General features: G+C 31.4%; 14 protein-coding genes. 5 read left to right on the top strand and 9 right to left on the bottom strand.

Going from position 1 to position 15,251, the window contains the following annotated elements; translation table 11 throughout:
- Positions 1-66: 66 nt before the first annotated feature.
- Positions 67-1,227 carry a DUF4105 domain-containing protein gene (locus FG167_RS00540; RefSeq protein ID WP_203459552.1) on the bottom strand — a complete coding sequence of 387 codons (1,161 nt, stop codon included), beginning with the start codon at positions 1,225-1,227 and terminating at the stop codon, positions 67-69.
- 8 nt (positions 1,228-1,235) lie between these two features.
- Positions 1,236-2,306 carry a PorV/PorQ family protein gene (locus FG167_RS00535; RefSeq protein WP_239004423.1) on the bottom strand — a complete coding sequence of 357 codons (1,071 nt, stop codon included), beginning with the start codon at positions 2,304-2,306 and terminating at the stop codon, positions 1,236-1,238.
- 286 nt (positions 2,307-2,592) lie between these two features.
- On the opposite strand from FG167_RS00535, the gene FG167_RS00530 reads away from it, so the two are divergent.
- Together FG167_RS00530 and FG167_RS00525 are read left to right on the top strand one after the other, a co-directional pair.
- On the top strand, positions 2,593-3,342 hold the full coding sequence (locus tag FG167_RS00530; RefSeq protein ID WP_203459551.1) for a phosphatidylcholine/phosphatidylserine synthase: 750 nt from the start codon (positions 2,593-2,595) through the stop codon (positions 3,340-3,342).
- A gap of 3 nt (positions 3,343-3,345) precedes the next feature.
- Positions 3,346-4,170, top strand: a complete 825-nt coding sequence (locus FG167_RS00525; protein ID WP_203459550.1) for a TerC family protein — start codon at positions 3,346-3,348, stop codon at positions 4,168-4,170.
- Here FG167_RS00525 and FG167_RS00520 read toward each other — a convergent pair.
- Both FG167_RS00520 and FG167_RS00515 read right to left on the bottom strand, forming a co-directional pair.
- Positions 4,167-4,343 (bottom strand): Arc family DNA binding domain-containing protein, encoded by a 177-nt coding sequence (locus tag FG167_RS00520; RefSeq protein WP_203459549.1) that lies wholly within the window; start codon positions 4,341-4,343, stop codon positions 4,167-4,169. The genes FG167_RS00525 and FG167_RS00520 overlap by 4 nt on opposite strands.
- Positions 4,344-4,388: 45 nt before the next feature.
- Positions 4,389-5,249, bottom strand: a complete 861-nt coding sequence (locus FG167_RS00515; protein ID WP_203459548.1) for an SPFH domain-containing protein — start codon at positions 5,247-5,249, stop codon at positions 4,389-4,391.
- 320 nt (positions 5,250-5,569) lie between these two features.
- Here FG167_RS00515 and FG167_RS00510 point away from each other — a divergent pair, with 320 nt between their 5' ends.
- Entirely contained in the window at positions 5,570-7,360 is a 1,791-nt protein-coding gene (locus tag FG167_RS00510; protein WP_203459547.1) for a hypothetical protein, read from the top strand.
- 716 nt (positions 7,361-8,076) lie between these two features.
- On the opposite strand, the gene lptB is transcribed toward FG167_RS00510, so the two are convergent.
- The 4 genes from lptB to FG167_RS00490 form a co-directional block, all read right to left on the bottom strand.
- Positions 8,077-8,817 carry an LPS export ABC transporter ATP-binding protein gene (gene lptB, locus FG167_RS00505; RefSeq protein WP_203459546.1) on the bottom strand — a complete coding sequence of 247 codons (741 nt, stop codon included), beginning with the start codon at positions 8,815-8,817 and terminating at the stop codon, positions 8,077-8,079.
- A gap of 75 nt (positions 8,818-8,892) precedes the next feature.
- Complete coding sequence (locus FG167_RS00500) at positions 8,893-9,243, bottom strand: carboxymuconolactone decarboxylase family protein (protein WP_055445318.1); 351 nt, start codon at positions 9,241-9,243, stop codon at positions 8,893-8,895.
- Complete coding sequence (tatC, locus tag FG167_RS00495) at positions 9,236-10,078, bottom strand: twin-arginine translocase subunit TatC (RefSeq protein WP_055445319.1); 843 nt, start codon at positions 10,076-10,078, stop codon at positions 9,236-9,238. Before tatC ends, FG167_RS00500 begins: the two co-directional genes overlap by 8 nt.
- A complete protein-coding gene (locus FG167_RS00490) occupies positions 10,078-11,043 on the bottom strand; it encodes an SIS domain-containing protein (protein WP_203459545.1) in 966 nt (321 codons plus the stop codon). Before FG167_RS00490 ends, tatC begins: the two co-directional genes overlap by 1 nt.
- A 198-nt stretch (positions 11,044-11,241) precedes the next feature.
- Between FG167_RS00490 and FG167_RS00485 the strand changes: the two genes are divergently transcribed.
- The gene (locus FG167_RS00485) at positions 11,242-13,443 is read left to right on the top strand and encodes an ATP-dependent DNA helicase RecQ (RefSeq protein ID WP_203459544.1); all 2,202 of its coding nucleotides are present in this window, start codon (positions 11,242-11,244) and stop codon (positions 13,441-13,443) included.
- Between the two features lie 90 nt (positions 13,444-13,533).
- On the opposite strand, the gene FG167_RS00480 is transcribed toward FG167_RS00485, so the two are convergent.
- Positions 13,534-13,968 carry a hypothetical protein gene (locus tag FG167_RS00480; protein ID WP_203459543.1) on the bottom strand — a complete coding sequence of 145 codons (435 nt, stop codon included), beginning with the start codon at positions 13,966-13,968 and terminating at the stop codon, positions 13,534-13,536.
- 331 nt (positions 13,969-14,299) lie between these two features.
- Here FG167_RS00480 and FG167_RS00475 point away from each other — a divergent pair, with 331 nt between their 5' ends.
- Positions 14,300-15,232, top strand: coding sequence for a peptidylprolyl isomerase (locus tag FG167_RS00475; RefSeq protein ID WP_203459542.1), 933 nt, complete (start codon positions 14,300-14,302; stop codon positions 15,230-15,232).
- The last annotated feature ends 19 nt before the right edge of the window (positions 15,233-15,251 follow it).

Raw genomic sequence — 15,251 nt, 5'->3', positions numbered from 1 at the left:
AATCAGACGCTCCAATTCTGTAAAAAAGGAATACACCTCTCTTTAGTTTAAATGATGAGCGGTTAATTACCTGCTTTTAGTAAAATAATACACGACATAGACGTATCTAATTGCTAAAGCTAGTAGCAATGGAATAAGTCCGAAAGCAAATCTTTGCACGCCTGTTATCCAATGAAATCCTAATAAACACAAGAGTATAATTAGCAGTTTCATGTATTTAATAAACCAGGCTTTTGGTTGTGCTTTTAATATTTGAGCTATTACAAATACGTTTAGAGCGAAAGCCCATAATAAGTTGTAGTTGTTAGCAGTTGTAGTATGATCTGTTGCAAACCATAATAATAAAATTAATACACCAATACTTCCAGTAATTAGAAAGATGCTAAAGTCTAGCCATGTACTTCGTTTGCCTTTTTTATTGTCGGTATAAGTAATAAAAAGTATGAAAACCCCTAATACCCCAAAAACAAATATCGGACTACTAAAAAAGTGTTTTTCTTGCTTTTCTTCTGTTTTACTATAAATTGTATTCGATTTCTTTACTAAACTTGTGTTCGTGCTTTTTAAGGTAGCCGTTTCAAAAAACGAATGTATATATTTGGGTAAAAACATGTACTCATATTGCGTTGCTGGTCTATCAATTATAGAACCTAGTGCAATATCAATTCCAAGGCTTCCCCAAGAATTCCAATATAAATTTTGTTGTATTAAATCTCTAAAAGTACTTTCCTCTAAAGTTTCAATTTCATTAAAATGAATATTGTTATGGGTTATTTCTTCTGCAACATCTCTTATTTTTGTTGCACAATTATCATAAAAGAAGTCGTATAAATACTCTCTGTTTTGTGGTAGCGCGTTGGTTTCTAAAAAAGCATGCATGTCTTGCTTTTCTTTGGTAGTTAAATCTAAAACTTGTTCTCTAATAGATCTGTTTTGGCTTTTGTAAAAACCGATAACCGCATACGTATTGCTAAAGCCTTGTGAGTAAAGCAGTTTTCCTCTTGCAAAATTTAAGTAAAAATTTGGGTCGTTAAACGGAAACCTTCCGTAATCATAAACCACATCGCTATACGGCGTTTTAACACGAATACCATTATGTCCAAAAGCATCGTTTAGGGATGTTCCTGGTCCAATAGTTAAAATACTTATTTCGGTATTATCGTATCCATTTTGTGCTTGAGTAAGTACAAAGGAGAAAAGGAATAAAACTATATATAGTTTTTTCATATACAAAACTATCTAAAACAACTAAAATCAACTTTTAAAGAAAACACGTTAGAGTATAAGGCAACACTTTGGTCTCCAATATCTGTAAAAGCGTAATCTACCTGAATGCAATTGTATTTAAAACCAATTCCAATGCTTGGTTGAAAGCTCGTTTTTTCAGAATTATCTAATTGCAATTCATTTTGAAAATTACCAACACCACCTCTTAAGTATACCATGTCTAAGTAGCCAACTTCAAAACCAGCAGAAGGCGTAATACTTGCAAATGACGTGGAGATTAAGTCATTATTTTCTTCAAATCTAATATTTAAATCTACCTCTGCAAGGATAGAAAAATCATAACGATATATGAATTTTTTAGCAACACCAAATTGTAATTTAGGTATGGTAAGCTCTGTTGTTTCTGGTAACTCTTGATTTTGTCCTTCTACGGCATCTTGTACTTTGGCAAACTCATCTTCATCAATAGCCCAAGAATTAAAAGTGGTTGTTATGTCTCTAGCCATAAGTCCGAATTTCCATTCATTCTTCGATTCAAACTGCACCGCTGCATCTAAACCAAATCCCCATGAATTGGCGAATTTACCAATAACACGACGGATTACTTTTGCATTTATACCATAATTAAAACCCGGAATAGGAAGCTTTCTAGAATAGGAGAAAGTTACCCCATAATCTGCAGTAGAGAAGGAGCTAATTCTATCATAATTAATATCTCCTTGAGCATCAATTAATTGTGTTGTATTTAAAATGTCATCTACAGCAAAACGAATTAACGAAACACCAATGGCGCTATTATTGTCTAATGGCATAGCAAATGCGGCATAATCATAACTCGCAATGTTTGCAAAGTAACTAGAGTGCATTAAAGCTAATTGTTTGTCTTCAATATTTACTAATCCAGCAGGATTCCAGTAGCCCGAATTTACATCCTGAGAGTATGCAGTTACTGCGTTGCTCATTCCTAAGGCAGCAGCATCGACACCAATATTCATAAATTCATTTGAATATTTTCTTACTGTTTGTGCCGAAATAGTCACACAAAAAGTTAAAAGTAATATAGTTAGTAGTCTTTTCAAGGATAATTTTTTTTACAAATATGCCATTATTTTTCAACATATTAAACTTGAAAAAGCAATAGATATTGTTTAATACCTTTTATACTTTGATTATTATGTTAAATAAAAAGGTGGTTTTTTCTATACGAATTATTATATATCTAAGTATAGCCGTAGGTTCGATTGGTTTTTATTAGGAATTAGAACAGATAAAACAACATTTAATTGTAATAAAAACAGCGTATAAATTGTGTAACTTTTGTTTTAGACGAAAATAGTTTGCTATTTTTACAACTTATATCAAATTATGCAACTAAAAAGCTTCATTCCGAATTTTATAACCTTATTAAATTTATTCTGCGGAAGCATTGCCGTTCTATTAGCAGTAAATAATTTATTTGTTGCTTCGGCAGTATTCGTGTTTCTTGGAATATTCTTTGATTTCTTTGACGGGTTCTTCGCTAGAAAACTAAATGTACAAAGCGAATTAGGTGTACAATTAGATTCACTTGCAGATATGGTAACTAGTGGTTTGGTTCCAGGTGTAATCATGTACAAACTACTTTCTTTGGCTTGTGAAGGTCCGGGAATACAATTTTCTTCTTGGAGTTCTTTTATGCAATGGGAAAGCTTTAAGATCGTTCCATTGGCATTAGTAGGTTTGTTTATTACCATGGCTTCTGCCTATAGATTGGCGAAATTTAATATAGATGTTGAACAACAATCTTATTTTAAAGGTTTACCAACGCCAGCAAATACATTGCTTATTATTTCTTTACCGCTTATATTAGAGTTTCAAAATAGCGACGCTATGAATGCTATTATATTAAACAAGTGGTTTTTATTAATAGTAACGATTTTAAGCTGTTACTTACTAAATAGTAACATAAAACTCTTTGCTTTAAAATTTAAAAATTACGGTTTTAAAGACAATGCAATGCGTTACATCTTTTTACTTTTAAGCTTGGTGTTTTTGGTGGTGTTGCATTTTGCAGCAATTCCTTTAATTATTTTGCTTTACATTATTTTATCTTTATTAAACTCTAAAAACATTTAACTAATGGCTGGAATTATTTTTACTTTATTCATGCTAATCATGCTTCAAGCAGTATTAGGCTTTGATAACCTTTTATATATATCCTTAGAATCTAAAAAAGCACCAGAAGCAGAACAAAAAAGAGTTAGAAAAGTTGGAATACTTATCGCTATAGTTTTACGTATTGTCTTATTATTTATATTAGTATCTATCATCGATTTTTTTCAAGACCCTTTTTCTTTTTTAACAGGAGGTATTGAAAATATTGTGCATTTTGCATTTAACGGACATAGTATCATAGTGCTAGCTGGAGGTGCGTTTATTATTTATACGGCAATTAAAGAAATTTGGCACATGATTTCTACATCTGGACTTACGGTTGCCGAAATGGCATCTGGTAAAAGTACCAAATCAGCAAATGCGGTTATTACCAGTATTGTAATTATGAACTTGGTTTTTTCTTTCGATTCTATCTTAGCGGCAATTGGTCTTACTAGCGAAATAGAAAATAGCACAACGGCATTTATTGTTATGGCAATAGCCATTGTTATTAGTGGATTGCTAATGTTAATAATGGCAGATAAAATTTCGACATTCTTATCTAAGAATAGGATGTATGAAGTATTAGGGCTTTTTATCTTATTTATAGTAGGAATTATGCTAGTTACCGAAGGTGGCCACCTAGCACATTTAAAACTCTTTGGAAACGAGATTGTACCTATGAGTAAAACAACGTTCTATTTTGTGTTATTTATTTTAATCGTTGTAGATGTGGTGCAGGGGAGATATCAAAAACGACTTACAGCAGAGAAAGCCCTAAAAGACGCAAAAGAAGTAAAAGATATTTAATCGTTTTCCTCCGTGTTTCTTTTTTTCGGACTACGCTTTGCCTTTTTTAGACTTTCATTAAGCATCCATTCGATTTGACCATTAGTGCTGCGGAATTCATCCGCAGCCCATTTTTCAATAGCTTTGATCATATCTTCATTTATTCGTAATGCAAAAGCCTTCTTTTTAGCCATTTAAAGTATTCGTTTTCTTAATAAATTTATCTGTAAATATATATATTATTGATTTAAAGTACCTGTATTTAAAACAGGAGACGCCTCTTTATCGCCACAAAGTATCACCATTAGATTGCTTACCATTGCAGCTTTTCTTTCATCATCTAAATCTACAATATTCTTTTTGCTCAATTCATTTAATGCCATTTCTACCATGCTAACAGCGCCTTCTACAATTTTATGTCTTGCAGCAACTATAGCTGTAGCTTGTTGTCTTTTAAGCATCGCGCTTGCAATTTCTTGTGCATAAGCTAAATAACCTATTCTTGCTTCTAACACTTCAATTCCTGCAATAGATAAACGTTCGTCAATTTCTTTTTCAAGTGCTTCACTAACTTCATTTACACTAGAACGTAACGTAATATCTTCTACATGACCTTCGTCTGCAAAATTATCATAGGGATACATACTCGCTAGTTTTCTTACCGCTGCATCTGTTTGTACTCTAACAAAGTTTTCATAATTATCCACATCAAAGGATGCCTTGTAGGTATTAGTAACGCGCCAAACTAAAATAGTACTAATCATTATTGGGTTTCCTAATTTGTCATTTACTTTTAAACGTTCACTGTCAAAATTACTAGCTCTTAAAGAAACAGTTCTTCTGCTGTACAATGGGTTTACCCAAAAAAGGCCGTTTGATTTTATACTACCAATATATTTTCCGAATAAAAGTAAAACTCTAGAATTGTTAGGGTTAACAAGAACAAATCCTTTAAATAATATAATAGCAACGATTAGTAGTAATGCATGTTCCGGATTTTCTGTTGTAAAAGTGAAATAGATACTACTAATAATTAAGGCAATAGTTATTGCTAAAATGAAATAGCCATTAATTGGTCTGATTATTTTTTCTTGGTTCATATAGTTTTATTTAAAATGATATTATTTTGATATCATAAAGATATGAAATGTTTTAATGTAAAAGCTATTTTTTTCTGAAAATAAAAAGAAACTTATATTTTAAAAGGAAAGAAATAGGAGGTGTTTCTGAAATATTTCCTGGCTAATTAGCCTTATTCATAGAATAGAAACGATTTATTTTACGAAATTTTTTAGATGCACCTTTTGCGAAAAAAAAAGTTTAAATTACAAGGAATTACTTCGGAATAGAACAAAATCACATCATTTTGGTTTCCGAAGCATTTCATTAATCTTATAAAAAATGAAAAGAATATCACTATATGAAGAACGTTTTACACACTAAAAGAGTAAGAAATGCTCAAGCTTTAATATTTCTGTTTTTCTTAACTACAATTAATTCTTCTAGTCAAGAAAAGGCCATTACTGCAAACGTAGAAGTAGACCGTTATGGAAATTTATATGTTAATAATACCATTTCAAATTTAGATAAGCAGATAGATACCATAGTTGCAAATGGTGGAATATTGCTTCATAAAGATCAAGCATTATTAAAAGGAAACGTTAAGATGGGTAAAGTCTATTATAAAAAATACCTACCAAAAACGAATGATTTTAGTTTTACAATAAACTTATTAAAAGAGAAAACAGACAGTTATAGAATGACTAAAGATTTCTTTTTAGCTTCCATTAGTTATCTAGTAACTTTAAAAAAAGATTTTGGTGAAAGAAGGGCATTTAATATAGAAACTAAACTACCAGAAAAATATACACTAATATATCCTAGTAAAGAAGATTTAAAAAAAGCTCATTTATACCCTCCGCCAATTATAGCTGGTGATTTTTACAATAGTAAAATTGAAGGGTTTGACGTTTACAACTTAAATAGGTTTAAAGAAAGTCAAGGAAAAGTAAAAGATATATTAGGTGTAATCAATGATGCTTACAATTTTTATCTACAGTCCTATCCAGAGCATAATAGAAAACCAAAAATAATATTTGTTCCATTTATTAGTAAAACCCTTTTAGGGAAAACCTTTGATAATGTTATTCTTTTAAATTCTAAAATGTTAAAAGATACAGCAAGACTAGAAAAACGTTTGCTTGCACATGAGGTTGCTCACTTATTTTGGGGAGTTACTGGTTTGCGTTTTAAAGAGTCTGTTTTAACAGAAGGAATTGCAGAATATATGTCTTTAAAATACCTAGACTTTAAAAATGAAGATAAAGAATTAAAAAGTTTATTAAACAAAAAAGGATATAGAAGTGAGGGTTTTAGAGAAGCTAGCTTAGTTTCAAAAAAAATAAAAAAAGAAGATAAAAAGGTTATTAGTTATAGTTTTTCAACACTTTTGTTTTTATATAATGAAAAAGAAAATAAGAGCTTCTATACTGATTTATCTAAATTTTATAAGGAAAAAGCTACAGGTAATACAACTGTTTCTTTAGATGAACTTCAAGAGTTTTTAATGCAGAAAGAGTTACGTTTGATAGATAGTAATACACTTCCAGATTTTTTTATAACGGAAACCGATAATAGTTTGATTATTAACGGATTTACTATAAATGACACTAAAGTTGAAGTTGTAAAAGAACTTATAGATGGCTCTAAAGAAAAACACTCTTTAGCTTTTTCTTATAAAAATGACACATATACTTTTTCGAAAACGAATCTAAAAAAAATAATCATAGATCCAGATTACAAAGTTTTACAGTTTTCAAGATTAAATGACATTTGGCATAAAGACGAAACTTCTTATTCTAGTAAGAATAGATATTTTAACTTAATAGACGTTAACCCTAAAGTATTAGCAATTTCAGATCAGTTATTACGTTACTTAGTAACAAAAGATAATTCGATTCTAAAGAATTTAATCTGTGAAGAAAATGTATGGCTAACTAATAGTTATAAAGCGTTAAAAGACGAAATTTATAAAGACATAGAAGGGGATATTACTATAACAGGAGCTTCAACATATTATAGAGAAGGAGCAAAAAGTATGAGTATTAAAATGGTATACTTTACTGAAGGTTCCAACACGTCTAAATTAGTTTATTTAAGACTGTATTTAGATGAAGGTTTGAATTATGTACAAAAGTTAAAAAAGTATTAGAAACACTTTTTGTTTTTACTTAACAGTAATTGTTGCGAGCTCGTCTATCTAGTTATAGAGATATTTGTTTTATGAAATAATAAGTGGAGAGTTTGACTTAAAATGCGAAGCTATTTTATAAATATCAAACTCCTCTTTCTTCGAGTTTTCAAAAAAGAAAACTAGAATTCATTTTCCTCTTAAGCTTAAGAGGAGAACCTTTTACGAGTATAATTATTACTATTAAAAAAAAACACTAATTAATTGCTCCTCTCTTTAACTAAAGAGAGGTGTGTTTTATGAAATAAAATTCGGAGAGTTTGACTTAAAATGCGAAGCTATTTTATAAATATCAAACACCTCTTTCTTTCAGTTTTCAAAAAAGAAAACTAGAATTCATTCTCCTCTTAAGCTTAAGAGGAGAACCTTTTACGAGTATAATTATTCTTATTAAAACAAAAACACTAATTAATTGCTCCTCTCTTTAGTTAAAGAGAGGTGTGTTTTATGAAATAAAATTCAGAGAGTTTGACTTAAAATGCGAAGCTATTTTGTAAATATCAAACTCCTCTTTCTTCCAGTTTTCAAAAAAGAAAACTAAAATTCATTCTCCTCTTAAGCTTAAGAGGAGAACTGTGTAATTTATAGGAATTATGGTTAGTATGAGAATTTGAGATTTATTTTGAGTAAATAATCAATTCCACAAGAGTAATAATAATCAAATCAGCCTTAGGCTGTTAGAAATCTAGCTTCGTTCTACGTAATTCAAAATTCTGACCTAGATATACTTTACGTACCATTTCGTCTGCTGCAAGTTCTTCTGGTTTTCCTGCTTTAAGAATACCACCTTCAAACATTAAATAGGTTCTGTCTGTGATAGCAAGTGTTTCTTGTACGTTGTGATCTGTAATAAGAATACCAATATTCTTTTTAGTCAGCTTGGCTATAATACGTTGAATATCTTCTACAGCAACTGGGTCTACACCTGCAAATGGTTCATCTAATAAAATGAAATTTGGATCTGTAGCAAGCGCGCGAGCAATTTCTGTACGTCTACGTTCCCCACCAGAAAGTAAATCGCCTCTACTTTTACGGATATGCCCTAAACCAAACTCTTCAATAAGCGATTCCATTTTGTCATGCTGTTCTTTCTTGCTTAATTTGGTAAGTTGCAATACACTTAAAATATTATCTTCAATGCTTAATTTTCTAAAAACGGAAGCTTCTTGCGCTAGATACCCAATTCCGTTTTGAGCACGCTTGTACATTGGGTATTTGGTAATATTGGTATCGTCCAAATATATATTTCCACCATTAGGTTTAATCAGTCCAACAATCATATAAAACGAAGTCGTTTTTCCTGCACCATTAGGTCCTAAAAGTCCAACAATTTCTCCTTGATTTACTTCTAAAGAAACGTCTTTCACCACTTTTCTTCCGTTATAGGACTTCATTAAATGTTCTGCTCTAAGTTTCATGGGGTATATTTATTGTTGTTAAAAATAGTAAAAACCAAAATACTATGGTATGTACACTAGTACTTTAAGTAAAGTTTAACCTTGTACTTCTTCTAAAAGATCCCAATATTCGTATGCTTTTCGTAAATGCGGAATGACAATAGTACCACCAACTAAATTAGCAATACTTAAAGACTCTACTACTTGTTCTTTGGTTAATCCTTCTTTATGGCATGCTTCTAAATGGTATTTTACACAATCATCACAACGTAAAACCATAGAGGCTACAAGGCCTAGTAACTCTTTTGTTTTTTTATCTAGAGTGCCTTCCGCGAAAGCGTTAGTGTCTAAATTAAAAATACGTTTGATTACCTTATTATTATCTGCTAGAATTTTATCATTCATTTTAGAACGATATTCATTAAATTCGGTTACTATATTAGACATGCTTTTTAATTTTATTATCTGAAGATTTTTTTGCTTCGTTTTTTACTACAATTTTTGAAATATAAATACTTACTTGATACAGTATTAATATGGGTATGGCAACAATGATCTGACTTGCAATGTCTGGCGGTGTTATAATTGCCGAAAGAATTAGTACGATTACTAATGCGTATTTTCTATATTTTTTTAGGAATTGAGGCGTCACTAAACCTACTTTAGTTAAAAAGTAGATAATAATAGGAAGCTCAAAAATTAATCCGGAAGCGATAACAGTTGCTCTAACTAAACCAATATAACTAGCTAAATCGAAATCGTTATGTACTTCTTGACTTACCGAATAGGTACCTAAAAAGTTGATGGATAATGGCGTTACTATATAATAACCGAAAAGGACTCCTAGAAAAAATAAGAAAGAGGAAACAATAATAAAACCTTTTGAGTGTTTCTGTTCGTTTTCATGCATTCCCGGACTTATAAAAGACCACAATTGATAGAGTATATATGGAAAAGAAACAATAAAACCAGCATAAACCGAAGTCCATAAATGCGCAGAAAATTGTCCGGCAAGGGTTCTACTTTGAATTTCAAACGGAAAGCTTTCTCCGCAAAAAGAGGAGTTTTCTATTCCTATTAATTGACTTGCGCTGCATAACCATCTGTAGGTTGGGAAAGACATTTCTTTTGGTCCAAGAATAATAACGTCAAAAATAAAACCTTTAAACAAAAAAGCCACAATACCACAAAGTACTACTGCAATACTGATGCGAACTAAATGCCACCTTAAATCCTCAAGATGATCTAGAAAAGACATCTCGTTTACATTTTTTTTAGCCATTATAAAATTCCTTCTCTTATTAAATCATGTACATGTACCACTCCTGCAAATTTACCATTGTCTTCTACTAGTATTTGCGAAATGCCGTAGGTTTCCATAACATCCTTAGCTTCCACAGCCATGGCATTAGCATCTATTCGTTTTGGATTTTCACTCATAATGTCTTTTGCAGTAAGTTTAGAAAAATCGTCCACTTTGCTTAACATTCTACGTAAATCACCATCGGTAATAATTCCTATAATTTTTTCATCTTCGACAACCGCAGTTACACCAAGCATTTTTTCGGTAATCTCTACAATTACTTGTTTAATACTTGTGTCTGGCGAAACTTTAGGTTTTTGGTTTACCGAAGATATATCGTGTACACGTAAATATAATTTTTTACCTAATGCACCTCCAGGATGATATTTGGCAAAGTCTTTACTAGAAAAACCACGTAATTCTAATAAGCAAACCGCTAAAGCATCCCCAAGAACTAGTTGTGCCGTTGTACTTGTAGTAGGAGCAAGGTTGTTTGGACAAGCTTCTTTTTCTACATAAGCGTTTAAAATATAATCTGCTTGTTGCCCCAAAAAGGAATCTTTATTTCCTGTAATAGCAATCATTTTATTACCAGCATTCTTTATTAAAGGCACAAGTACTTTTATTTCTGGTGTGTTTCCACTTTTAGAAATACATATAACTACATCATCTTTAAGAATTAATCCTAAATCTCCATGAATGGCATCTGCCGCATGCATAAAAATGGAAGGCGTACCTGTGGAGTTTAGTGTAGCAACAATTTTTGTAGCAATAATGGCGCTTTTACCAATTCCTGTAATAATAACCCTACCTTTTGCGTGGTACATAAGGTTTACGGCAGCTGCAAAATCATCATTAACTAAACTAGATAAATTTAAAATTGCTTTGCTCTCTAACTCAATAGTTTGCTTGGCTGTAGATATAATAGAATGTGTATTGCTCAAAATTTATGAGTTTTTTAAGTTGTTGCTAGTAAAGATTTTTTTATCTTTAATGTTGGTCAATATTATTACAATTTTCTTACAGTAAAAATGTGATGCAAAGTTAACTAAAAATTAATGAGCTTGATTATATACACTACTAATTAATAGCAAAAATAAATTAGTGTATTTTTATTATAATTTTAATATTAAAAACAATACATGTCAATTATTGAAAAAGACTTACACGTCTCCCTAAAAAAGTATTTTGGATTTAGTAAGTTTAAAGGATTACAAGAAGATGTAATACAAAGTCTTTTGTCTGGCAAAAACACATTTGTTATCATGCCAACAGGAGGAGGTAAATCTTTATGTTACCAATTACCAGCATTAATGCATGAAGGCACAGCAATAGTTGTTTCTCCTTTAATTGCTTTGATGAAAAATCAAGTAGATGCCATACGAAGTGTTTCTGAACACGATGGTGTTGCTCATGTTTTAAACTCTTCCTTAAATAAAACGGAAGTAAAACAGGTAAAACAAGATATTACAGACGGCGTTACTAAGCTATTATATGTAGCTCCCGAATCTTTAACAAAAGAAGATAATGTAGAGTTTCTTCGTTCTGTTAAAATTTCATTTATGGCTGTAGATGAAGCCCATTGTATTAGTGAATGGGGACACGACTTTAGACCAGAATACAGAAATCTGAAAAGTATTATTGAGCGTATTGGTGATAATATTCCAATTATTGGTCTTACCGCAACTGCAACACCAAAAGTGCAAGAAGATATATTGAAAAATCTTGGTATGCCGGATGCTACCACTTTTAAAGCATCCTTTAATAGACCCAATTTATATTACGAAATACGTCCAAAAACCAAAACTGTTGATGCAGATATTATCCGTTTTATTAAACAAAACGATGGTAAATCTGGTATTGTTTACTGTTTAAGTAGAAAACGCGTGGAAGAACTTGCGCAAGCTTTACAAGTAAATGGTATTAAAGCAGTACCCTATCATGCAGGTTTAGATGCCAAAACAAGATCGAGACATCAAGATATGTTTTTAATGGAAGACATTGATGTTGTTGTTGCTACCATTGCTTTTGGAATGGGAATTGACAAACCAGATGTTCGTTTTGTAATACATCATGATATACCAAAAAGTATAGAGAGTTATTACCAAGAAACAGGAAGAGCTGGACGTGATGGAGGAGAAGGACACTGTTTAGCTTACTATGCTTATAAAGATATAGAGAAGTTAGAGAAATTTATGTCTGGAAAACCAGTAGCAGAACAAGAAATAGGTCATGCTTTATTACAAGAAGTTGTGGCATTTGCCGAAACTTCTATCTCTAGAAGAAAATTTATTCTTCATTATTTTGGTGAAGAGTTTGATAATGAAACGGGTGAAGGAGGCGATTTAGATGATAATGTTCGTCATCCTAAAAAACAGCAAGAAGCAAAAGAACAAGTAAAACTAGCATTAGAAGTTGTAGCTAGTACGAACGAAAAATACAAATCTAAAGATTTAGTAAATGTTATTACAGGTAATGAAAATGCCTTAATAAATTCGCATAAAACAAACGAACAACCCTTTTTTGGTAAAGGTAAAAGTCACGATAAAATTTATTGGATGGCTTTAATAAGACAAGCACTTGTTGCAGGATTATTAAAGAAAGACATAGAAACCTATGGTGTTATTAAGTTAAAAGATGCTGGTAGAGATTTTATTAAGAATCCGACGTCTTTTATGATGACCGAAGATCACGTTTTTAACCAAACAACAGACGATTCTATAATTACTGCAGCCAAAGGAAGCGGCGCAGTTGCAGATGCCACATTAATGGCTATGCTAAAGGATTTAAGAAAGAAAAACGCAAAGAAACTTGGTGTACCGCCATTTGTTATTTTTCAAGATCCATCTTTAGAAGATATGTCTTTAAAATATCCTATTACTTTAGAAGAACTTTCTAATGTGCATGGTGTTGGTGATGGTAAATCTAAAAAATATGGTAAAGATTTTATTGCCCTTATTTCTAGTTATGTAGAAGAAAACGATATCATTCGTCCAGACGATATGATTGTTAAATCTACAGGAATGAACTCTGCATTAAAACTTTATATCATTCAAAACGTAGACAGAAAATTACCATTAGATGATATTGCTTCGGCAAAAGGCATGGAAATGGCTGCATTTATAAAAGAAATGGAAGCTATTGTGTTTTCAGGAACCAAGCTAAATATTGATTATTGGATTAATGATCTTTTAGACGAAGATCAGCAAGAAGAGATTCATGATTATTTTATGGAATCGGAAACGGACAAAATAGATGCTGCCATTGATGAATTTGATGGCGATTATGATGACGAAGAACTACGTCTTTACCGAATTAAGTTTATTAGCGAAGTCGCGAACTAGTGTAAGGTTACTTTATATAATGTGTTAAAAAATATGGAAGAGTAAGTTCTTCACGCTGTCTTTTCTTAAGAAAGGAGTCTGAAAAAGGAATTACTCTTCATTTTTTACCGTAAAAACAACTTCCTTTTTCTTAATAATAAGGGTTAGTTGTTTCATTGTAGATCTCTTTAGGTTCTCGACAGCCGATTTTTCAATCTCAAAATCAATCTTGGTAATATAAGCATCTAATGGTGTAGCTGGTTCCGATTCAAATTCTAACATATCTGAATTTAGCTCTAAGGTATAATCATTTCCTTCAATGATAATTTTAGCACCTTCCTTTGTTTTGCTTTTTAAGCGTCCAATAATGAATGTTTGTAAGTAATAGTAACCGCCAAGTTCGTTATATCCAACGTAAATTAAATTGTTGTTAGAAATCCCTAAAGGCACATCTTCACTAGATTTGATTATAGTTTCAATATATTTATCATCTTCTAATTTGTTTTCTTTCTGTTTACTTCCAAATAGCTTCGAAAAAACGCTCATATTATTTATTAATTTGATTTCAAAGCTAAGAAAATTTTAAGTGAATTTATAAACGAATAATGTCTTTTGTGTGGAATCTTCAGAGTTTTGCTTTATAATTTTCAGTAATTACAGCCTTTATTAATTGTAAAAAACTGTATCAAAAATAAGGATACCTATCCTATATCATATTACTTCAAGTATTAGATAATAATAGAAATACGTTTGCAATAACCTATGGACTAGATGTTATTAGAATCACATTATGCCTGTAGTTCTTCAAAAATTCTTATTCGTTATTCGTAAATCTCAAATCATTGCCTATCTTTGCACTTTATTAAAAAACAATAAGATGCAAGACGGATTATACGCAAAATTTAATACAACTAAAGGCGAAATATTAGTAGCTTTAGAATATCAAAAAACACCAGGAACGGTAGGTAACTTTGTTGCTTTAGCAGAAGGGGACTTAGAAAACAATGCAAAACCACAAGGAACTCCTTATTATGATGGTTTACAATTTCATAGAGTAATTCCAGATTTCATGATTCAAGGAGGTTGTCCTCAAGGAACAGGAACAGGAAATCCAGGATATAAATTTGCGGATGAATTTCATCCTGATTTAAAACATGATACTCCAGGAGTCTTATCTATGGCAAATGCAGGACCAGGAACCAATGGGAGTCAGTTTTTTATTACACACATTGCAACACCTTGGTTAGATAATAATCATACTGTTTTTGGTAAAGTAGTAAAAGGACAAGATGTAGTAGATGCTATTGCACAAGGAGATGCTATTGAATCATTAGAAATTGTAAGAGTAGGAGCAGAAGCGGAAGCATTTAATGCAGTGGAAGCTTTTAGAACTTTTGAAGGTTCACGTGAAAAAATGTTAGCAGAAGCTAAAGCAAGTCAAGATGAAGCTTTAGATAAAATTGCAGCAGGATTTAAAAAAACCGAAAGTGGTTTACGTTACCAAATTTTACAAGAAGGTTCTGGAGCAAAAGCAGAAAAAGGAAAAACAGTTTCTGTACATTATAAAGGACAATTAGCAGACGGAACGGAATTTGATTCGTCTTATAAAAGAAAAGAACCAATTGAGTTTCCATTAGGAGTAGGTCAAGTTATTTCTGGTTGGGATGAAGGAATTCAATTGTTAAAAGTTGGTGACAAAGCACGTTTTGTAATACCTAGCCACTTAGGTTATGGTAGCGCAGGAGCTGGAGGAGTAATTCCACCAGATGCAACTCTAATTTTTGATGTCGAGTTAATGGATGTGAAATAGAAAGCACTCAAAATAAATT

The sequence above is a fragment of the Lacinutrix sp. WUR7 genome (genome assembly GCF_016864015.1).
In the GTDB taxonomy this organism is placed as follows: domain Bacteria; phylum Bacteroidota; class Bacteroidia; order Flavobacteriales; family Flavobacteriaceae; genus Oceanihabitans.
Note: the sequence above shows the minus strand (reverse complement) of the source record. Positions and strands in the feature narration are given on the sequence as shown.

Coding starts and splice junctions, on each gene's coding strand:
- FG167_RS00520 (WP_203459549.1), bottom strand. CDS start 4,343: ATGGCTAAAAAGAAGGCTTTTGCATTACGAATAAATGAAGATATGATC.
- lptB (WP_203459546.1), bottom strand. CDS start 8,817: ATGAAACTTAGAGCAGAACATTTAATGAAGTCCTATAACGGAAGAAAA.
- FG167_RS00475 (WP_203459542.1), top strand. CDS start 14,300: ATGCAAGACGGATTATACGCAAAATTTAATACAACTAAAGGCGAAATA.
- FG167_RS00510 (WP_203459547.1), top strand. CDS start 5,570: ATGAAGAACGTTTTACACACTAAAAGAGTAAGAAATGCTCAAGCTTTA.
- FG167_RS00500 (WP_055445318.1), bottom strand. CDS start 9,243: ATGTCTAATATAGTAACCGAATTTAATGAATATCGTTCTAAAATGAAT.
- FG167_RS00525 (WP_203459550.1), top strand. CDS start 3,346: ATGGCTGGAATTATTTTTACTTTATTCATGCTAATCATGCTTCAAGCA.
- FG167_RS00485 (WP_203459544.1), top strand. CDS start 11,242: ATGTCAATTATTGAAAAAGACTTACACGTCTCCCTAAAAAAGTATTTT.
- FG167_RS00480 (WP_203459543.1), bottom strand. CDS start 13,968: ATGAGCGTTTTTTCGAAGCTATTTGGAAGTAAACAGAAAGAAAACAAA.
- tatC (WP_055445319.1), bottom strand. CDS start 10,078: ATGGCTAAAAAAAATGTAAACGAGATGTCTTTTCTAGATCATCTTGAG.
- FG167_RS00530 (WP_203459551.1), top strand. CDS start 2,593: ATGCAACTAAAAAGCTTCATTCCGAATTTTATAACCTTATTAAATTTA.
- FG167_RS00515 (WP_203459548.1), bottom strand. CDS start 5,249: ATGAACCAAGAAAAAATAATCAGACCAATTAATGGCTATTTCATTTTA.
- FG167_RS00540 (WP_203459552.1), bottom strand. CDS start 1,227: ATGAAAAAACTATATATAGTTTTATTCCTTTTCTCCTTTGTACTTACT.